Origin of the sequence: Planomonospora sp. ID82291 (assembly GCF_015711645.1) — a bacterium.
In the GTDB taxonomy this organism is placed as follows: domain Bacteria; phylum Actinomycetota; class Actinomycetes; order Streptosporangiales; family Streptosporangiaceae; genus Planomonospora.
In genome coordinates, this window is the sequence record NZ_JABTEX010000003.1 from 374,667 (window position 1) to 393,061 (window position 18,395).

Sequence of the window (18,395 nt, forward strand, 5' to 3'; positions counted from 1 at the left end):
CGCGCGAACAGCGGAAGGAACATACCCGGATGAAGATGGAGCAACCCACCGATCCCCGGCCGTCGAAGCACGGACATCCCCAGCGGCCCGGCCCCGTACCCGCCTTCCCCCGCCTTCCCCGGCCTCGCGCCGCCGTCCGGCGGCACGGGCGCGTCCCCCCGCGGCACGGGCGGAACCCTTCAGCGGCACGGACGACTTCAGCGGTACGGACGGCGGATCGCCGGACAGCCGGGATCAGCCGACATGTCCATCGAAACACCCATATAATGACATTGAATAACATTTGCAATACAGGCCGTCATCTCCCCGGCATCCGGCCCGTCAGAGGAGCCTCATGTTCCACAGCAAGCCCATCGAGGAGCGGATCGCCGAGCGGGAGGCCAAGCGCAAGCCGCTCGCGGAGGGCAAGCACTTCGAGCACGGGCCGGCGAAGTTCCTGTTCGTCTTCATCATCGTGTTCGTCGTCATCGGCCACATCGCGGGACTGCTCTTCCTGATGGCCATCGGCCTGCACTGAGCCGGTCCGGCCGAAGGCGGGCGGGCGGCGCCCGGACGATCCCGCCCGCCCGTCGAGAGGCCCGTTTCGGACATGAGATGATGATGATCAGGCCGGGCCGGAGTTGGACTGCCCGCCGGTGACCAGGAGGTCCGCATGCCCGACATCACCCCAGAACCCGAGAACCCCGACTCGCAGCCCGAGAGCTCCGAGGACGAGATGAAGCGCCGGTTCCGCGAGGCCCTCGAACGCAAGAAGCTCTCCCAGGCGGGAGCGGGCGAAGGCGGCCGGGGCAGGAGCGACTCGAAGATCCACGGAGCCCACGGCCCCGCCTCCGGCAGGCGCTCCTTCCGGCGCAAGAGCGGCTGATCCCCGGGCGCGGCGACCGGCCGCCGGCTCCGTTGCCCGCGTGCGCCTCCGCCTGGGATCATGTGCGCTCCGGTTCGGGTCGCGCGGGCCAGGTCGGCCACCGGCGATCTGCCGCGCGGGGACGTGGGTGAGGAGCAGCGATGTGGGAAGAGCGGTTCGCCGAGCTGTCGGCCGTCGGCGCGCGCCAGGGCGGGCTGATCACCGCGGCGCAGGTCGGCCGGCTCGGCGTCGACCGGTCGGCTCTCACCCGTTTCGTCGACAGCGCGCTGCTCGTCGAGCTGGACTGGGCGGTGTACCGGTTCGCGTGGTCGTCGGCGGGGCCGCGCTACGCCTACCCCCAGGCCGCCTGGCTGGCGCTCCTGCCCGAGCTCTACCGCTGGGAGCGGCCCCGCTCGGCCGTCGAGGACGCCGTGCTCTCACATGAGTCGGCCTGCCGCCTGCACGGACTGGGTTCCGTGCCGAGCCCTTTGATGACCTTCACCTCTCCGGAGGCGCTCGACGCCCCCCGGGCGACGAAGATCCACCTCGGGCGCCTCGCGCCGGACGACGTGACCGTGGTCGAGGGGGTCGCGGTGACGACCCCCCACCGCACCGTCGTCGATCTCGCGACGGACTGGACCGACCACGGCGACCTCCGCCGGATCCTCATGGACGCGGTGCTGAGGGACCTCGTCGACCTGCGCGCGATCCACGCGGACCTGGTCCCCCTGGCGGGGCGGCACGGTTTCCCGGACGGAGGCGGCGAGTTCGTGGCGTACTTCCTCCCGGACCTCGACCCGGCCGCCCTCTCCCCGCGGAACCGGCGAGGCCACGCCCTGCTGACCCGCCCGGAGAGGGTGGCCGCCGTCCGGCCCGCGGTGGCCCGGATCATCTCGGAGGCCGGCGCCGCGCACGACCCGGACGAGACCCTGAGCCGGGACATCGCCGCCGAGATCATCGCCCGGATCGGCTAGGCACCGGCTCGTCGGGATACAGATCCCGCCAGAGCCGCCGCAGGAAGCTCTCCACGTCGCCGTCGCCGTACCTCACCGCCCGGTACAGCGGCGGCGCCTCGGCGGGGGCCGCGAGGGCGCGGCGCAGCTCCGCCTTGAACTGCGCCATCTCCGCGTCGTCCGGCCGCCTCGCCAGCCGCTTCAGGCCGTCGTAGGCCCCCTCGTCCGCCTCGGGGTGGCAGTACGTGGCGCACACGCGCAGCAGCACCGAATCCGTCACGGCGGGTCCACGAACAGCGTGGTGATCTCGTACCCGTCGCCCCGGCGGTTCGGCTGGAAGAAGATCTCCACGGTGCCTCCGGCGAAGCTCTCCACGGGCACGGCCTTCGGCTCCGGCACGGACGGCGCCTGCCCGGGGGTGTTGCGCTCCCTGACCCACCTGTCCCGGTTCGCCATCGCGGTCTCCAGACTGCCGTCGACCGGCGTGAGCCGGTATCCGGAGCAGTAGAGGTGCCCGTCGGGGCCGAGCACCTCGCCGAGCGGCAGGGAGACCCGGTCCGGGCGCCGGTCGGGGTCGAGGGGGACGGCGAGGGCCCGTTGCACCCGCGGATGCTCGACGGTCCGCGCGAAGAGGACCGCGAAGGCCGCGGGGTCGTGGATCGCCGTGGTCAGGTCGACGCAGCGGTGCGGGCGGTCGCCCACCTTGAACGCGTCGATCCCGCGGGCCCGCTTGTCGTCGTCGAGCTGTGCCGGGTCCTCCAGGTGCACGAGGCGGGCCCAGAGCCGGCCCTCGGCGGCGGCGAACCCCTCGTGGCGGACGAGCGGGTGCCCCTGCCCCTGGTCGACCGCGACCAGGACCCGCTGGACGGCGGGGTCCAGGCCCGCGGCGGCGGCGAGCCACGGCCGGGCCGCGGCGTGCCGCGCGATGTACTCCGCGGCCTGCTCCGCCGTCACGTGCGGCAGCCCCACCGCGGAGGGGTCGAACCGTTCGAGCACCTCCCGCGGTGTCGGCTCTCCGGCCCCGAGGGGGGAGTCCAGGCGCGCCGCGTACGGCGGGACGACGGGCCCGGTCACCCGGTCGATCTCCTCCCCCAGCGCGGCGCACTCCGCCGGCTCCAGCCGGAACAGCCGCAGGTCGTCGAGGGCCCGCCGGGCGAGATCGGACGAGTCGAGCAGCGGCCTGAGCGCCTCCGCGACGGCGGTGCCGCGCTCGGCCGGATCGGCGTCGTAGGCCCGGGAGATCCGGACGGCGTCGGCGTCGAGCCGGGAACGCTCGACGTGCAGGACGGTGTACGGATGCGCGATGGAGACGCCCTCGTACTCGTGGTCGACGGTGAAGCGCGGCTCCAGCACGCCGAGCAGGGCGAGCCGGACGCCGTGCCACTTGCGGCCGGCCTCCTCCGGCGTCGCGGCGTCCGTGCGCAGCCACCGGCGGAGCTGCTCGGCGTAGTACGCGCTGCGCTTCCAGTCCTCCTCGGTCCAGGGGACCCAGCGCTCTCCGTCGATCGGGCTGCTGCGGCCCAGCCGCAGCGACCACCGGTCCAGCTCGCCGGTGCTCACGAGCCTGTCGATCCGGTCGGCGGCGACCGCTACCCGCGCCGGCTGGTAGACGGCGACCGGCTGCCCCCTCCGGTTGGCCGGGTCGGGCAGGTCGGGGCCGAACGACATCCGCCGCATCGCGGGAAGCGGGGCGCTGCTCGTCTCCGTGACGTGGAACCTCCTGACGGGACGCCCCATCCGGTCGAACCGCGGGTTCCCCTGATCGTCGAGGACCTGCTCCGACCGGCCGAAGGCCCAGTCCTGCCAGTAGAGCAGCCAGCGGTTGCCCTTGTTCCCGTCGTGCTCCCTGGCCTCGAAGTAGACCGTGGGCACGCCGAGCATCGCCGGGATCTCCAGTGCGCCGCTCTCCATGCCGATCTGGACCACGTCGCTCAGGGTCGTCAGGCGGTGGAAGAACAGGGCCTGCTCGGCGTAGTTCAGCGCCCGCCCGCCGTTGCGGGCGGCGTCCCAGAACTCCACCAGCGTCCGCGTGTCCACCCCGTCCAGCACGCCCTCGGCGCGCCACGCCTCCTCCAGGCCGGGGCGGCCCGCGAAGACGTCGTCGCCGAGGAGGACGACGCGCCGCCCGGGCTGCCGTTCGCGCAGCACCTCGATCGTCTGGCGCAGGACCTCGGGCCGGGTGTCCAGGTGCGGTCCGTGTCTTCCGCCCATCGGCTGGCCCCGGGTGTCCCGGACCCAGAGCAGGGCGTACCGCTCCGCCCCCCCGTTGGCTTCACGGAGCCGGTCGACCACGGCCTGCGCGCGCGCCGCGCGGTCCGCGGCGGTCGCCTCGTCCGGTCCGAGCATCCTGTCCACCATGCGCTGCCGGGTCCCGTCCGGATCGGTCCGGATCGCCTGCAGGGTGAAGAGCTGGGCCCGCATCCACCGGGACTCGCCGTAGTGGCTCTTCTGACCGGCGTTCGCCAGCACCAGCCGGATCCGGTGGGGCTCGACGCCGTAGTCGCCGATCAGCCGCTGCCGCAGGCGCAGGGCGTCCCGGAACGGCTGGGCGTGCAGTTCCAGGAGGTCGTCGACCAGGGCGGCGGGATCGGTGCCGACGGGGCTCTGCCCCATGACCCGCCGGCGCATGGCCGCGGCGTTGGCCTGGTCCGCGGTGAGCCCGTCCGGCACGGCGGCCAGGTGGGCCACATGGGCCTGGTGCGCCTCCCACTGGTAGGTCTTGAAGGCGCGGTCCGGCTCGAAGGCGATCTCGACCGTCGTGTCCGGGTCGGCCATCAGCGCCGCCGCGTGGCTGTAGAGCTCGCCGCGCTGGTGGGCGTAGAACCGCAGATGCTTGAGGTTCTCGTTGTCCGGACCGGGGATGCGGGTCAGCTCGGTGTAGGCGCCGTCGTACATCAGCCGCCCCCGGATGAGCTCGATCTTCTGCGCGGGCGGGAGGTCGGTGCGCTCGCCGAGCCGCCGCAGCTCCGCGTCGAGTCCTCCCGCCGCCAGGGCGTCCCACCGCTCGATCATGTCCGGGGCGGCGTGGACCGCCGACGCCGGCGCGTCGGCGGGGATCTCCAGTCGCGGGCCGCGCGGTGTCACGGCCGGTTCGGCCGTCTCCCTGTGGTCCCTGTGGTCCCTGTGGTCCCTGTGGTCCGGGTGACCGGCGGGGACCGCGGTGTCCTCGCCCTCCGCCCACCGGCGCAGGGCCGGGTCCCACCGGCTCGGCGGGGGCGTCTCCGGTCCGAGGAGGGGATCGAGGAAGGCCTGCGCCACCGGAACGGCCTCGGCGAGCGTGGCGTACGGCAGGCCGGGCGTCGTCCTGGCGTACTGGTCGAACTTCCGGACCCAGTCGGGGTTGGGGATCTCGAAGGCCTCCGGCACCTCCAGCCGCTCGCCCTGCTCCAGCCGCCAGGCGAACTCGGCGTGCAGCATGGCGTGCGTGGCGGGCCCGTCCCACGACGAGTTGGAAATGATCATCAGGATGTCGACCAGGTCCTGGCACCGGTACGGCAGGTCGCCCGACTTGCAGCTGAACAGGCCGCCGCCGCGGGCGGTGCAGTCGTCGCACCGCGTCTCCAGCGTTCTGATGCCGTGCGTGTAGATGCCCGAGACCTTGTGCGCCAGGGTGTCGTGGTAGGAGATGACCCGCAGGCGGGGGCTCTCGTCCGGGTGGCCGGTCGAGAGGATCTGCTGCGGGAAGGAGATGATGTCCGGCTCCTTCCACACGGGCCGGGTGCGGGGCGGGGCGAGGTCGACGCTGAGCTGCATGATCTCCATGTCGCCGCAGTAGACCGTGTGCGCCATCCTGACGGCCTTCCCGTGCAGGATGTACGCCCTGGACTCCCGCTCGAACCGCAGCCAGTCCCCGTGGTCGCGGGTGAGCGCGGCCTCGTACTCGTCGGCCATCGCGTCCGGATCCGTGTCCCCCGACATCCTGACGAGGTCGATGTCGGTGCTCGCCCGCCCGCCCGGGTTCCTGGAGAGCATCGCCTGGCCGCCCTTGAGCATCCAGTCGTCCGGGTTCGCGGAGAAGATCCTGCCGAGTGCGCGCTGGAGGGCGAACTGCTGCAGTTCGTCGAGCGGCGCCGTTCCGCGGCGGTGGGCCTCGGCCTGCACCTGCCCCATCAGGTCGCGCCAGAACCTCAGGAACAGCCGGGGCTCGCGGTCCGGGTTCCGGTCCCCCGCCGGGCTGAGACTCGACCGGAACCCGGCGGTGAGGTCCTGCGGAACCCCGATCCCGGCGCGGCGGAGCTCCAGGACGCCGCTCAGCGAGTCCGTGCGCTCCCGCAGCGCCCTGCGCAGCGCGTCCGCGCCGGTCTCCCCTGGACCGGGTGCCGCCCCGGCCGCGACGCCCGCCAGCGTGCGGATCGTGTGGTCCTCCACCGGCGCGCCGGCGTCCCGGCCCAGCAGCGCGTTGACCTGCTCGCGCATCAGGTCCGTCCGGGGAAGGGCGTCGCCCGCCAGCAGCTCGGACAGGTGCTTCAACCGGGCGAGCTCGGTGACGGTGAAGGAGTGCTCCGGCCCGGTGCCGTAGACCTCCTGGGCCGTCAGGACGAGCGCGTCCGTGTACGCCAGGTCCCGCGGCGTCGGCGGCCGGTCGCCGCCGAACAGCGCGTCCATGCGCTCCAGGCGCCTGAGGTGGTCCAGGAGCGGGCGGCCGTCGGGCGGGAAGTCGGTGAGCAGCCGCTCCGTGTTGCCCGGCAGGCGGGGCCCGAGCTCGTAGTCCGGACGCGACCACTCCTCCGCGCGCGCCTCGGTCCGCGTCTCGGGCCGCGTCTCGGGCTGCGGCCCGGTCCGCGTCTCGGGCTGCGGCTCGGGCCGCGCCTCGGTCCGCGCCTCGGTCTGCGGCCCGTGGGCGGGCGGCGCCGCGGGGTTCCGGTCGCCTCCGGGCAGGAGCGCGTGGACGTGTTCGAGGTGGCGGTCGTGCAGGCCGACCGTCTCGGGCACCGTACGGCCGTCCCGGTCGAGCACGACGTGGCCGCGCGACCACAGGAGCACCGTCTGGCCCATCAGGCTGCCGTCGGCGCGGACCCGGGCGGCGCCCAGGTCGCGGCGGTCGTGGTCCTGCGCGTCGACGTACTCGTCTCTCAGGCCCAGAAGGTGCATCGCCTCATGGGCGAAGACGACCGGTTCCATCTCCGCGTACCAGCTCAGGTAGTGGATGGGGGCGCGGGAGCGGTAGGACGCCAGCTGGTCCAGCGGAGTGGGGATCACGTCGCCGTCTCCGTACCAGCTCCGCCGGTCCGCGAAGTCGACGGCGCGCGTGCCGGTGCCGGGATGCAGGAGCACGGCCTCGCCGGGCGGGGTGGACTCCGGTACCGCCTCGAACTCCACCCGCACGTGCAGCTGCGACCCGTCGGGGAGCGCATGCTGGTGGTTGCAGTAGAGGTCCACGCCGTCGAGCAGGCGGGCGCGCGCGGCGGCGATCTCCTCCGGGCTCAGCCGGGGATCCGCCAGGTAGCCCACCCGGAGGGTGATCTCGGTGACGGGATGCGACCGCCCCTTCCACGGGACGAGCAGCCGGCGCGCCTCCGTCCGGACCGCCGCCGAGGCGGGCGGACGGGAGACGGTGATCGGCTCGGGGTCGACCGATCCCCGCAGTCCCTCCCAGTGGCGGGCCTGCGGCACGTCGCGCGGGTCGTAGGCGCCGGCCAGAGCCTGGCCGGGCCGGGGCGGCGATTCCATGGTGAGTTTCGGCGTCCGCGTGGCGTGGCCCGTCCCCGCGGAGGGAGCGGCGTGGCCCGTCCCCGCCGGGGGAGCGGCGGGCCTCCTGTTGATGAGGCCGTCGATGCTCCGGGGAGCGGTCCCGGAGCCGCCGGGGCCCGCGAGGTGCACGGCGGCGTCGGCGGCGGCCACCCGCCCGCGAGGCGCGGACGGGTGGTCGTCCGCCCGACGGGCCTGCTCCGGGACGGCCGCCGACGGCGCGTCGGAGGAGACCGGCGCGGCGAGCACGGTCTCCCGCGCTCCGCCGGGCGCCGGTGCCGCGGCGTCCTGGCCCGCCCGGCTCTGCCCGGGCACGGCGTCCTGGCCCGTCCGGCTCTGCCCGGGCACGGCGTCCTGGCCCGTCCGGCTCTGCCCGGGCACGGTCTCCGGATCGGATGCGGCCTCCCGGTCGGGCGCCAGGCCTCGGCCGGGCGCGGCCTCCCCGTCCCGGTCCGGTACGGCCTCCGGACCGGACGCGGCCTCCCCCGGCCGGCTCTGCCCGGCGTCAGGCGCCCTGCCGGGCGTTCCGTCGGGCGTTCCGTCCGGTGCTCTGTCCGGCGTTCCGTCGGGCGTTCCGTCCGGTGCTCTGTCCGGCGTTCCGTCCGGTGCTCTGTCCGGCGTTCCGTCGGGCGTTCCGTCCGGTGCTCTGTCCGGCGTTCCGTCCGGTGCTCTGTCCGGCGTTCCGTCCGGTGCTCTGTCCGGCGTTCCGTCCGAAGAGGACTCCTGCCCCGCCCGCACCGGGTCGGCCGCGGCGGATCCGGACCGCGGTGCGGGGGGCGGGTCGGCGGTCGGCGGGACCGGCGGCTGGATCCCGCTCACCCGCGGCCCCGCGCCCGGCCGGCCGGGACCGCTCTGCGGCCCCCCTGCGGCGGCCTCGCCCCGAGCGCCCCCGGACCCCTGGCCGTTCCCGGGCGTCCCCGGGCCCTGGGCGCCCCCGAGGGGGACCTGTCCGCCCGGGGAGCGCGCCGCGCCGGAACCGTCCGGCCCGTCGGGATGCGCCTGCGGGCCCGCTCCGGGACCCGGGCCGGCGGGGGCCGCGCCCGGCTCGGCGCGGGCCAGGTCGGTGGCCGCCGCGGCGTCGAGCGCGGAGTTCAGCGCGGCCCCGGGGTTCAGCAGCGCCCCGGCGACGCTGGGATCGAACGGGCTGATCGTGTTCGTGCGGCCGATCCCGCCCATGAAGCCGCCGACGAGCGATTCGGCCGTCGGCGGCTCCCACCGCCCGTACACGAGGCCGTTGGCGACGAAGCTGCCCGCGGGCGAGGCCGCCACGTTGTTCACGCCGGTGTTGAGCGCGCGTCCGGGGAACCGCAGGAACGCGTTGCCCCATCCCGGCAGGTCGCCCGCCGCCCGGTTCAGCCGGCCGATCCCCGGTATGCCGTTGACGAGCCCGGAGACCGGGCCGCCCAGCTTGGTGCCGACGACGGCGCCCGCGCCGGCCCCCACGGCCGCGGCCTTGGTCTTGTCCCAGTCCCAGCTCGTCCGCGTCCCCATCTGCAGCTGCTGGTACTGGGTGTAGGCGTCGATGAAGGTCTCCTCACCGATCTCCTCGACCAGCTCGCGCATCAGCGAGCCGGACACCAGCCGGCCGCCCAGCGACCCGCCCGCGAGGGTGGTGAGCCTGCCCGCCACGACGACCCCGGCCGGGCGCGCCGCCGCGATGCCCAGACGCGCGAGGATCTTGCCGATCGCCGCGCGCAGGGCCGCCGCGGTGGGGCCGACCAGCGGCGCGCTCGCCCCTGCGGAGAAGAACGCCGCGAGCAGCGCGGCGGAGATCGCGATGACGGCGACCCAGAAGGCCACGTTGATAGAGATCTTGGAGTACTGCGTCTCCAGCGCGAAGGCGTCCGACTGACGGGCGTACTGGTGGTGGGCGGCCATCTTGGACAGCGCACCGGTCCGATCGTCGTACATCCTCCCCACCCGGGAGAACGCGGCCGGCGCGGCGGGAGAGGCCCACTCCGCCGAGATCGTCCGCACCGCCGCGCCGGTCGGCTCGAAAGCGCCCGCGTACACCTCCACGGCCCGCTGGTGGGTGTCTCTCAGCTTCCACAGCCCGCTCTCGCTGGCCTCGGGCCAGGCCTGTCCCGACATGAGCATCGGGATCAGCCAGTAGACCGCCCAGTCGGGCAGGTTCTCCGTCTCCCAGACCGGCCGCACGTCGGTGGCGGACACCCCGCCGAAGCCGTCCTCCGACGGCAGGCCGCCCGGGGACTGGGAGTTGACGTCACCCCGACCGGACATGCCGACCCGTCACGCTTCCACGGTCTTCGCACCCCGGGCGAGAGCCTCGGCGATCGCGGCGTCGGTCGCGCGGGAATGGGCGATGGTCCTGCGCAGCAGCGGCCCTGCGGCCACGATCTGCCCGACCAGCGCGCTCCCCGACTCGACCAGCCGCACCGGGCCGTCCTCCCTGAGGTACTGGCTCGCGAACGCCCTGCCCTCGGGTCCGCTCCCCCACGGAGCGGCCTCGTTGAGCCCCTTCAGCTCCGCCGACACCTCCCGCCACGCCCGATCGAGGTCGGAGGCCATGGCCTCCCACTGGGAGATCCCGTTCTCGATGGTCCTCCCCAGGTGGAGGACCCCGTGTTCAGAGGTGCCCAATCTCCCTCCCCGCCATCTGGTCGGCCAGGCGCGCCATCGCGGCCTCCGCGTCGCCGTCGAGGTAGGCCCGCATCTGCTCGGCCGGGATCAGCGGTTCGAAGATCTCCACGACTCGCCGCTGCGCGCTCTCCGCCGCGCGGTGGACGGTGCCGGTGATGACATCCGCCAGCGCCCGGGCGTCGGGGCGGCGGTAGATCCTCGGGTCGATGTCGAGACGGATCAGCTCGCCGCGCGGACCGACCGTCGCCGCGACCAGGCCGTCCTGGGACTTCTCCGTGACCTGTACGGTCTTCGCGTCCCGGAGGCGGTCCAGACCGTCGTCCTGCAACCGCGCGAAGGTCCGGCGCAGTTCGTCGGCGTAGGCCTGCATGCCCGCCACGTCCGGCTCCCCGACCGGCTGCACGCCGTCCCCCATGACAGACGTCGTCCCTTCCTCACCGCGAATAACGGTCGATAACTTATCTCACATTGGCCATCCATTATCCCAAAATTCACAAAAGACACCCGAGGTCGAGGTCGACGGCCTCCTCTCGGAGCCCCGTCACCTCGTCGCGGTCGACCCAGCGACGGTGCACGCCCCGTTCGATCCGCTCCAGCCCGAGAGCCGCCGCCACGGGCGCCAGGCCGCCGAGGTACTCCAGCAGCAGCTCGGTCCCCCTCGCGGCGAGCACGAGGAAGGGCGCGCCGTTCCATTCGCACACCGTCGTGACGAGGTCGACCCGCTCGCACTCCGCGGCGGGCACCGGTCCGGCCCGCCGCCCGGACGCCGGCTCCCCGCCCGCCCCGTCCGCCTCGTCCGCCCCGTCCGGGGGCGGGTCGCACAGGCGCATCCACACCCCGTCGGGCCGGAGCTCGGGGACGGCCCGGTGGCAGAGCCCGCCCCAGCGGACACGGTAGAAGGGGGGCGTCATTCCGCCGCCCCCGGAACGAGCCGCCACCCGCGGTCCCCGTCGTACACCGCCCGCAGGCGGGTCACCCCGTCGGCCCCCAGCTCGACGATCTCCGCCCCGTGCGGCAGCGGAACCCCCGCCACCTTGTACTCCCTGATCGTCTGGTCGACGTTCGGCACCAGTCCCATCCCCACGAAGGGCGGTTCCTCGACCACCCAGCCCGCCACCGCGCGCATCCCCTCCTCGTCCACCCCGCCGTAGGGCGTCCGGTAGAGGTCGAACCCGATCGCCGGCCAGCGCAGGATGTTCACCGCCCCCCTGTCGGTGATCGCGTCCTCCTGCAGCAACGCCTCGGCGAGGACGGAGGGCGTCGCGATGTGGGCCACGTCGAGGGCGTGGTGGCAGTATCCGGACACCCATGAGCCGCCGTCGAGCAGCTCCTGGATCTGGGCCGGCCGCAGCAGCTTCTGCACGATCGGGACGCCCGGCTCGGCCGCGTGGTCCTGCGCGAGCGTGGGCACCGCGAGCCGGGCCACCGTACCGGACTCGAGGAGGAACGAGGGCTCCAGCCCCGGGTTGACCGCCAGCCCCCACCTCGGATCCGGCCACCCCGCGGCGAGTTCCACCATCAGCACGATCCGGTGATGGGCCACGGCGCCGCCGGTGCCGGTCCGCAGCGCCTCCTCCGAGGTGTACGCGATCAGCCAGGTCCGCTCGGGGTCGGGCCGGGTGGGCCAGGCCACGGGTTCGTCGCCGGTCGCCGCGGCCTCGCTGATCGGCATCGCGAAGTCCGCCGCCCGCAGCAGGCTCAGGCACAGGGCGAGGTCCCCCCGCCTCCGCGCCGCCGAGAGCCGCTGTTCGAAAGGACTGAGCCGCCACATGCGGATCACCGTACCGGCGCCGGTGCGGCCGCGCGCCCCGCGGGACCCGGCGGCGGACCGCCCGGGTGCCGGCGGACCGCCCGGGTGCACGACCGCGGCCGGGCCGCCGACGGGCGCCCCGGGCCGGCCGTCCCTGGTGTCGCCCGGACAGGCCGCGGCCCCGGTCCCGGGGAGCCGGGACCGGGGCCGTGCGCGGGTCCGTGCGGTGTCCCCGCCGGGACGGGTGCCGGTTACCGGACGCTGCGCCTGCCGTACAGGCTCACCGCCAGGATGACTCCGACGGCGGCCACGGCGATCTGCAGGGCCAGTTCGATCCAGTCGATGCCGCCGGTGCTGGCGACGCCGAAGGCCCCGGCGATGGCGGTGCCGATGAGCGCGGCCACGATGCCGATCACGACGGTCAGCCAGATCGGGATGCCCTGCCGTCCCGGGACGACCAGGCGGCCCAGGGCCCCGATGATGGCGCCGATGACGATGGCGGTGATGATGCCGGTGGCTGTCATGTTCCCACTCCCTCTCGTTCGAGCCGCCCTCCGACTGCCCCGGCACGGGGGGCCGACACATCACGGATGCATCACGGTCTCGCGGCGGCTCTTGATGCCCGGCCGCACCGGGGTTCCGCTCACGCCGTCTCGTCCTCGATGATCTGGAAGGCCGCGGTGGAGCCGCTCGCGGCCGACTCGATCGCGCCCTGCGTCTCGGTGATGGTGTCCCCCGCGGCGTACAGGCCCGGGACGCTGGTACGGCAGGAGCCGTCGGTCTTGACGTAGCAGTCCTCGCGGAGGACCAGGCCCCGGTTCCTCGCCAGGCCGGAGACCAGCGGGACCGGGCGCTGGTCGAGCTGCCAGAGCAGGGTCCCCCGCTCGACGACCGCGCCGTCGTCCAGTTCGACCGCGCGCAGGTCGCCGCCGTCGTGGCGCAGCCCGCGGATCCTCCCGGTGACCGTCTCCACGCCGGGATCGCCCTCCGGCGCCGCCCCGTCGGTGAAGACGATCACGTCGTCGCTCCAGGCGGCGAACGCCCGGGGCGCCTTCGCCGCGAACTCCGGGTCGGCGGTGACCACCCCCCAGGCGCGCTCGCGGTTCTCCCAGCCCGAGCAGAAGGGGCAGTGGATGACGGTCGCGCCCCAGCACTCCCGGAACCCCTCCAGTTCGGGGAGGACGTCGGTCATCCCCGTGGCGAGCAGCACCCGCCGGGCCCAGAGCGGACCTCCGTGCTCGGCGACCACCTCGAACCCGTCCTCCTCTCCCGGGCCGGGGACCAGGTCCGCGGCCTCGGTCTCGAGGAGTTCGGCCATGCCGTACCGGGCGAGGTCGCGCCAGGCGCGGCCGCGGTACTCGGCGGGGCTCACGCCGTCCAGGCCGAGGATGCCGTGCACCCCGTGCGAGCACGCGTTGCGCGGGTCGGCCGGCGACTCCAGCACCGCGACGCGGCGCAGGGACCGGCTGAGCGTCATGGCCGCGGTGAGTCCGGCGGGCCCGCCGCCGATGATCGCGACGTCATAGTGCTGCATGCCGCTCTCCTGCCCCCCTGCGGCGGCCCGTCACCTCCCGCGGGGAGGGCGGAAGCCAGGAGGGGACGAGCGGCGGACGATCTCCCCTGCTCGGCCCCGGCCCGGCTCCCGCACGGGGGCGGCGGGACGGCCCGGCGAACTGCCCTGCCTTGGCCTCTTGTGCTCCCACACATACGGGTGTAAACAAATACGAAACAACACGGAAACGGCGGTGAATCAACACCATGTACGCCGAGGAGCGGCAGCAGGAAATTCTGCGGCGCGCCCGAGAGGCCGGGCGAGTGGACGTGATGGCACTGGCGGAGGAGTTCGCCGTGACCACCGAGACGATCCGCCGCGATCTGACCGCGCTTGAGCGGGTCGGGGTGCTGCGGCGCGTGCACGGCGGCGCCATCCCCGTAGAGCGGCTGGGCTTCGAACCCGCCCTGGCCGCCAGGGACGAGGTGCTGACCGCGGAGAAGGAGCGCATCGCCAAGGCCGCCCTCGCCGAACTCCCGGAGGACGGCGCGGTCATCATCGACGCCGGGACGACCACCGCCCGGCTGGTCCAGGCCCTGCCCCCCGACCGGGAGCTCACGGTCATCGTCAACTCCCCGCCCCTGGCGACCGCCCTGGCCGTCCGGCCGGGCCTCAATGTGATCATGATCGGCGGCCGGGTACGCGGACGGACGCTGGCCACCGTCGACGACTGGGCCCTGCGCCCGCTGGCCGACCTGCACGTGGACGTGGCGTTCATGGCGGCCAACGGCTGCTCGGTGGCCAAGGGCCTGACCACGCCCGACCCGGCCGAGGCCGCGATCAAGCGGGCGATGATCGGCGCCGCACAGCGGAGCGTGCTGCTGGCCGACCACACCAAGTTCACCAACACCTATCTGGCCCGCTTCGCCACGCTGGCGGAGATCGACCTCGTGATCAGCGACACCGGCCTGGACGCCGCGCTGGCGGCCGAGATCGCGGCCTCCGGCCCCGAGGTGGTGCGGGCATGATCGTCACACTGACCCTCAACCCCAGCCTGGACCGGACGATCGATGTCGGGACGCTGACCCGCGGCGCGGTCATCCGCGCCACCGACACCCACCTCGACCCCGGCGGCAAGGGGGTGAACGTCTCCCGCGCGCTGCTGGCCAACGACGTCCGCTCCTGCGCGGTCGTCCCCTACGGCGGCGACGAGGGGCGGCGGCTCGTCTCCCTGCTGTCGGCCGAGGGCATCGACATGGTCACCGTGCCGGTCGCCGGGCCGACCCGGTCCAACGTCACGCTGGCCGAGCCCGACGGCACCGTCACGAAGATCAACGAGCCGGGCACGGCCCTGTCCTCCGCGGAGCTGGACGCCCTCGCCGAGGCGGTGCTCGGCGCGGCGGACTCGGCGGACTGGGTGGTCGCCTCCGGCAGCCTCCCCCCGGAGGTCCCGGTCGACATCTACGCCCGGCTGTGCCGCCGCTTCACCCGCGCGGGGATCCTCGTCGCGGTCGACACCAGCGGACCCGCGCTGCTGCCGGCCCTGGCGGCGGGCCCCGCGCTGGTCAAGCCCAACCGGGAGGAGCTCGCCGAGGCGACCGGCCGGGCGATCACCACGCTCGGCGACGCGATCGAGGCCGCCTCGGTGCTGCGCGCCCGGGGAGCGGAGACCGTCCTGGCCAGCCTCGGCGCCGACGGCGCGGTCCTGCTCCAGGGCGACCAGATCTGGTACGGCGAGGGCCCGGTCGCCGAACCCCGCAGCACCGTCGGCGCCGGCGACGCCATGCTGGCCGGTTTCCTGGCCGCCGGAGCCAGAGGCGAGGCCGCCCTGGTCGAGGCACTGGCCTGGGCGACCGCCGCCGTCGGGCTGCCCGGCAGCCGGATGCCCGGCCCGGCCGACATCCGCCGCGACCACGTCCGCACCTTCACCGCCGATCCGGCCCTGCCGCTGCAGGCCGGGGGCTGACAGCAGCGCCCCACCACCCCCTGACCGGCACACCCCCGCCGGTCGCCCCGGAAGGAGCACCAATCACATGAGCACTGACTACACCCCCACCGTCCAGGGGACCGGGGTGAGAGCCACCATCCAGCGCTTCGGCGGCCACCTCGCCGGAATGATCATGCCGAACATCGGCGCCTTCATCGCCTGGGGCCTGATCACCGCGCTCTTCATCCCCACGGGCTGGTTCCCCAACGAGGGCCTGGCCGCCCTCGTCGACCCGATGGTCAAGGTCCTGCTCCCCGTCCTGATCGGTTACACCGGCGGGCGGATGGTGCACGGACAGCGCGGCGCCGTGGTGGGCGCGATCGCCACCATGGGCGTGGTCGTCGGCGCCGAGGTGCCGATGTTCCTCGGCGCCATGATCGTCGGCCCTCTCGCCGCCTACCTGATCAAGCTGGTGGACGGCTTCACCCAGGAGCGGACCAGGGCCGGCTTCGAGATGCTGGTCGACAACTTCACCTCCGGCATCATCGGCGGCGCCATGGCGCTGCTGGGCGTGTGGGGCATCGGCCCGATCATCGAGACGGTGACCAGCGCGGCGGGCGAGGCCGTCGGCTGGCTGGTGGGCAACAACCTGCTCCCGCTGGCCTCGGTCCTGATCGAGCCCGCCAAGGTGCTGTTCCTCAACAACGCCATCAACCACGGCGTGCTCAGCCCGCTGGGCGTGGCCGAGGCCGCCGAGCAGGGCAAGTCGATCCTGTTCATGCTGGAGAGCAACCCCGGCCCCGGCCTCGGCCTGCTGCTGGCCTTCATGTTCTTCGGCCCCCGGGCGCTGCGCCCCAGCACCCCGGCCGCGATCGTCATCCACTTCCTCGGCGGCATCCACGAGATCTACTTCCCGTACGTCCTGATGAAGCCGCGCATGATCCTCGCGGTCATCGCCGGCGGCGCCGCGGGCGTCTTCACCTTCATCCTGACCGGCGGCGGCCTGGTGGCTCCGCCGTCCCCCGGCAGCGTCTTCGCCTACTTCGCGGTCACCCCCAAGGGAGGCTGGTTCGCCTCGGGCGCCGGCATCCTCGTCGCCGCGGCGGTCTCCTTCGCGGTCGCGGCGGTGCTGCTGGGCTTCGGCCGGGGCCAGGAGCAGGACCCGGCCGCCGAGCAGGCTCCGGACGCGAGCACCGCGACCGAGCCGGGTACAGCCCCGGAGGGGGCCGCCCCCGAGGCCGCGACCGCCGCAGCACCCACATCCAAGGAGGCATGAGCCGTGACCGGCATCGACAGCAAGGACATCCGGAAGATCGTCGTGGCCTGCGACGCGGGCATGGGCAGCAGCGTCATGCTCGCCACCCAGGTCCGCCGCCAGCTCAAGGGCCAGCAGATCGAGGTGGTGCACACCCCGGTCAACTCCATCCCCGGCGACGCCGACGTGGTGCTCTGCCACGCGGGGCTGGCCGACCGGGCCAGGGCCTCGGCCCCGGGCACCGTGCTGGTCCCCTTCCAGGTCTTCATCGGCGACCCCGCGGTGACGCGGCTCATCGACACCATCAAGAAGGGCGGGACCGTCGGTGGCTGAGGCCGTCCCGCTCCCCCTGGACCCGCGCGCCGTACGGCTGGACGCCGCGGCGACCGGACGCGACGACGCGATCCTGCAGTGCGGCCGGGTGCTGATGGAGGTCGGCGCGGTCGAGGCCTCCTACCTCGACGCGATGCTGGAGCGTGAGCGCAGCGTCTCGACCTACATGGGCGAGGGCGTCGCCATCCCGCACGGCACCCTGACGGCCAAGGACGCCGTCCGGCACGACGCCCTGTGCGTGCTGCGCTTCCCCGACGGCGTCGACTGGGACGGCGAGCGGGTCACGGTCTGCGTCGGGATCGCCGCCCGCGGCGACGGCCATCTGCGGCTGCTCTCCGCGCTCGCCCGGATCCTGATGGAACCCGACCGCGCCCGGGCCCTCCGCGATGCGGACGAGGTCGCCGAGGTGCTCAATCTGCTGGAACCCATAGAGGAGGAAGAAGAATGAAGGTCGCCCGTTTCCACGCCCCCGGTGACATCCGGGTCGAGGACGCCGACGAGCCCGTCGCCGGGCCCGGCGAGCTCAAGATCCGCGTACGCAACTGCTCCACCTGCGGCACGGACGCCAAGATCCTCAAGCACGGCCACCACCACATCAGGCCGCCCCGGGTCATGGGGCACGAGATCGCCGGCGAGGTGGTCGACGGGACCGGCGCGTGGGCTCCGGGCGACCGGGTGCAGGTGATCGCCGCGATCCCCTGCGGGACGTGCGGCGAGTGCCGCAGGGGCCGGATGACGGTCTGCCCGAACCAGGAGTCGATGGGCTACCACTACGACGGCGGGTTCGCCGAGTACATGGTGGTGCCCGCGAAGGTCTTGGCGGTGAACGGCGTCAACCGCATCCCCGACGGGGTCGGCTTCGCCGAGGCCTCGGTCGCCGAACCGCTCGCCTGCGTGCTCAACGGCCAGGAGCTGGCCCGGGTCGGCGAGGGCGACGACGTGGTGATCATGGGGTCGGGCCCCATCGGCTGCCTGCACGTGCGGCTGGCGCGTTCGCGCGGCGCCGCCCGGGTGTTCCTCGTCGACGTCAACGCCGGACGGCTGGAGGCCGCCGCCGCCCTGGTCCGGCCGGACGCCGCCGTGCACGGCGGCGGTCCCGGGGCCGCCGGGTCCGCCGGAGATGCCGTGGAGCAGATCCTCAAGCTGACCGAGGGCCGGGGCGCCGACGTCGTCATCACCGCCGCCGCCGCCGGCGCGGCCCAGGAGCAGGCGCTGCGGATGGCGGCCCGGCAGGGGCGGATCAGTTTCTTCGGCGGCCTGCCCAAGGACCACCCGATCATCCGGTGCGACTCCAACCTGGTGCACTACCGGGAGCTGACCATCGTCGGCGCCAACGGGTCCAGTCCGGCGCACAACGCCCAGGCGCTGGAGCTGATCGCCGGTGGAGCGGTCCCGGTGGCCGACCTGATCACCCACCGGCTGTCGCTCCCCGAGGTCCTCGACGGGATCGACATCGTCAGCCGCGGCGAGGCCATCAAGGTCACCGTCGAGCCCTGAGCCGCCGGGCTCCACCCCCCACCCCCCGACACCCGCTCCACCCTCAGGCCGGCCC

17 protein-coding genes are annotated in these 18,395 nt (G+C 74.0%); 9 read left to right on the forward strand and 8 right to left on the reverse strand.

Features of this window, described 5'->3' with window-relative positions; all coding sequences use genetic code 11:
• Positions 1-334 precede the first annotated feature (334 nt).
• From HS045_RS20980 to HS045_RS20990, 3 genes are all read left to right on the forward strand, one after another.
• Positions 335-517, forward strand: a complete 183-nt coding sequence (locus HS045_RS20980; protein ID WP_196453159.1) for a hypothetical protein — start codon at positions 335-337, stop codon at positions 515-517.
• A 135-nt stretch (positions 518-652) separates the two neighbouring features.
• A complete protein-coding gene (locus tag HS045_RS20985; protein WP_196453160.1) occupies positions 653-865 on the forward strand; it encodes a DUF5302 domain-containing protein in 213 nt (70 codons plus the stop codon).
• 140 nt (positions 866-1,005) lie between these two features.
• Positions 1,006-1,818 (forward strand): hypothetical protein, encoded by an 813-nt coding sequence (locus HS045_RS20990; protein WP_196453161.1) that lies wholly within the window; start codon positions 1,006-1,008, stop codon positions 1,816-1,818.
• Here the strand turns inward: HS045_RS20990 and HS045_RS20995 are convergent.
• The 8 genes from HS045_RS20995 to HS045_RS21030 all read right to left on the reverse strand — a co-directional run bounded on the left by HS045_RS20995 (position 1,799) and on the right by HS045_RS21030 (position 13,370).
• Positions 1,799-2,077, reverse strand: coding sequence for a hypothetical protein (locus tag HS045_RS20995; protein WP_196453162.1), 279 nt, complete (start codon positions 2,075-2,077; stop codon positions 1,799-1,801). The genes HS045_RS20990 and HS045_RS20995 overlap by 20 nt on opposite strands.
• Positions 2,074-9,726, reverse strand: coding sequence for a nucleotidyl transferase AbiEii/AbiGii toxin family protein (locus tag HS045_RS21000; protein ID WP_196453163.1), 7,653 nt, complete (start codon positions 9,724-9,726; stop codon positions 2,074-2,076). The genes HS045_RS20995 and HS045_RS21000 overlap by 4 nt, the downstream gene beginning before the upstream one ends.
• A gap of 9 nt (positions 9,727-9,735) precedes the next feature.
• A complete protein-coding gene (locus HS045_RS21005; protein ID WP_196453164.1) occupies positions 9,736-10,086 on the reverse strand; it encodes a hypothetical protein in 351 nt (116 codons plus the stop codon).
• Positions 10,073-10,501, reverse strand: a complete 429-nt coding sequence (locus tag HS045_RS21010) for a YbaB/EbfC family nucleoid-associated protein (RefSeq protein ID WP_196453165.1) — start codon at positions 10,499-10,501, stop codon at positions 10,073-10,075. Before HS045_RS21010 ends, HS045_RS21005 begins: the two co-directional genes overlap by 14 nt.
• A gap of 76 nt (positions 10,502-10,577) precedes the next feature.
• Positions 10,578-10,997 carry a hypothetical protein gene (locus tag HS045_RS21015; RefSeq protein ID WP_196453166.1) on the reverse strand — a complete coding sequence of 140 codons (420 nt, stop codon included), beginning with the start codon at positions 10,995-10,997 and terminating at the stop codon, positions 10,578-10,580.
• Positions 10,994-11,857, reverse strand: a complete 864-nt coding sequence (locus HS045_RS21020) for an SseB family protein (protein ID WP_196453167.1) — start codon at positions 11,855-11,857, stop codon at positions 10,994-10,996. The genes HS045_RS21015 and HS045_RS21020 overlap by 4 nt, the downstream gene beginning before the upstream one ends.
• Positions 11,858-12,087: 230 nt before the next feature.
• A complete protein-coding gene (locus HS045_RS21025) occupies positions 12,088-12,360 on the reverse strand; it encodes a GlsB/YeaQ/YmgE family stress response membrane protein (protein ID WP_196453168.1) in 273 nt (90 codons plus the stop codon).
• A gap of 119 nt (positions 12,361-12,479) precedes the next feature.
• Entirely contained in the window at positions 12,480-13,370 is an 891-nt protein-coding gene (locus tag HS045_RS21030; protein WP_196453169.1) for an NAD(P)/FAD-dependent oxidoreductase, read from the reverse strand.
• Positions 13,371-13,594: 224 nt separating this feature from the next.
• On the opposite strand from HS045_RS21030, the gene HS045_RS21035 reads away from it, so the two are divergent.
• The 6 genes from HS045_RS21035 (at position 13,595) to HS045_RS21060 (ending at position 18,340) form a co-directional block, all read left to right on the forward strand.
• The gene (locus HS045_RS21035; RefSeq protein ID WP_196453170.1) at positions 13,595-14,356 is read left to right on the forward strand and encodes a DeoR/GlpR family DNA-binding transcription regulator; all 762 of its coding nucleotides are present in this window, start codon (positions 13,595-13,597) and stop codon (positions 14,354-14,356) included.
• Positions 14,353-15,294 carry a 1-phosphofructokinase gene (gene pfkB / locus HS045_RS21040; protein ID WP_196453171.1) on the forward strand — a complete coding sequence of 314 codons (942 nt, stop codon included), beginning with the start codon at positions 14,353-14,355 and terminating at the stop codon, positions 15,292-15,294. The genes HS045_RS21035 and pfkB overlap by 4 nt, the downstream gene beginning before the upstream one ends.
• Before the next feature lie 67 nt (positions 15,295-15,361).
• Positions 15,362-16,531 (forward strand): PTS mannitol transporter subunit IICB, encoded by a 1,170-nt coding sequence (gene mtlA / locus HS045_RS21045; RefSeq protein WP_196453172.1) that lies wholly within the window; start codon positions 15,362-15,364, stop codon positions 16,529-16,531.
• A 3-nt stretch (positions 16,532-16,534) separates the two neighbouring features.
• Positions 16,535-16,843 carry a PTS lactose transporter subunit IIB gene (locus tag HS045_RS21050; protein WP_196453173.1) on the forward strand — a complete coding sequence of 103 codons (309 nt, stop codon included), beginning with the start codon at positions 16,535-16,537 and terminating at the stop codon, positions 16,841-16,843.
• On the forward strand, positions 16,836-17,291 hold the full coding sequence (locus tag HS045_RS21055) for a PTS sugar transporter subunit IIA (RefSeq protein WP_196453174.1): 456 nt from the start codon (positions 16,836-16,838) through the stop codon (positions 17,289-17,291). The genes HS045_RS21050 and HS045_RS21055 overlap by 8 nt, the downstream gene beginning before the upstream one ends.
• Positions 17,288-18,340 (forward strand): zinc-dependent dehydrogenase, encoded by a 1,053-nt coding sequence (locus tag HS045_RS21060; RefSeq protein WP_196453175.1) that lies wholly within the window; start codon positions 17,288-17,290, stop codon positions 18,338-18,340. Before HS045_RS21055 ends, HS045_RS21060 begins: the two co-directional genes overlap by 4 nt.
• Positions 18,341-18,395: the final 55 nt, after the last annotated feature.

Bases quoted from the DNA above. Each gene is read 5' to 3' on its own strand.
- HS045_RS20990 (WP_196453161.1), top strand. From the start codon at position 1,006: ATGTGGGAAGAGCGGTTCGCCGAGCTGTCGGCCGTCGGCGCGCGCCAG.
- HS045_RS21035 (WP_196453170.1), top strand. From the start codon at position 13,595: ATGTACGCCGAGGAGCGGCAGCAGGAAATTCTGCGGCGCGCCCGAGAG.
- HS045_RS21030 (WP_196453169.1), bottom strand. From the start codon at position 13,370: ATGCAGCACTATGACGTCGCGATCATCGGCGGCGGGCCCGCCGGACTC.
- pfkB (WP_196453171.1), top strand. From the start codon at position 14,353: ATGATCGTCACACTGACCCTCAACCCCAGCCTGGACCGGACGATCGAT.
- HS045_RS20980 (WP_196453159.1), top strand. From the start codon at position 335: ATGTTCCACAGCAAGCCCATCGAGGAGCGGATCGCCGAGCGGGAGGCC.
- mtlA (WP_196453172.1), top strand. From the start codon at position 15,362: ATGAGCACTGACTACACCCCCACCGTCCAGGGGACCGGGGTGAGAGCC.
- HS045_RS21060 (WP_196453175.1), top strand. From the start codon at position 17,288: ATGAAGGTCGCCCGTTTCCACGCCCCCGGTGACATCCGGGTCGAGGAC.
- HS045_RS21020 (WP_196453167.1), bottom strand. From the start codon at position 11,857: ATGTGGCGGCTCAGTCCTTTCGAACAGCGGCTCTCGGCGGCGCGGAGG.
- HS045_RS21025 (WP_196453168.1), bottom strand. From the start codon at position 12,360: ATGACAGCCACCGGCATCATCACCGCCATCGTCATCGGCGCCATCATC.
- HS045_RS21010 (WP_196453165.1), bottom strand. From the start codon at position 10,501: ATGGGGGACGGCGTGCAGCCGGTCGGGGAGCCGGACGTGGCGGGCATG.
- HS045_RS20985 (WP_196453160.1), top strand. From the start codon at position 653: ATGCCCGACATCACCCCAGAACCCGAGAACCCCGACTCGCAGCCCGAG.
- HS045_RS21015 (WP_196453166.1), bottom strand. From the start codon at position 10,997: ATGACGCCCCCCTTCTACCGTGTCCGCTGGGGCGGGCTCTGCCACCGG.
- HS045_RS21000 (WP_196453163.1), bottom strand. From the start codon at position 9,726: ATGTCCGGTCGGGGTGACGTCAACTCCCAGTCCCCGGGCGGCCTGCCG.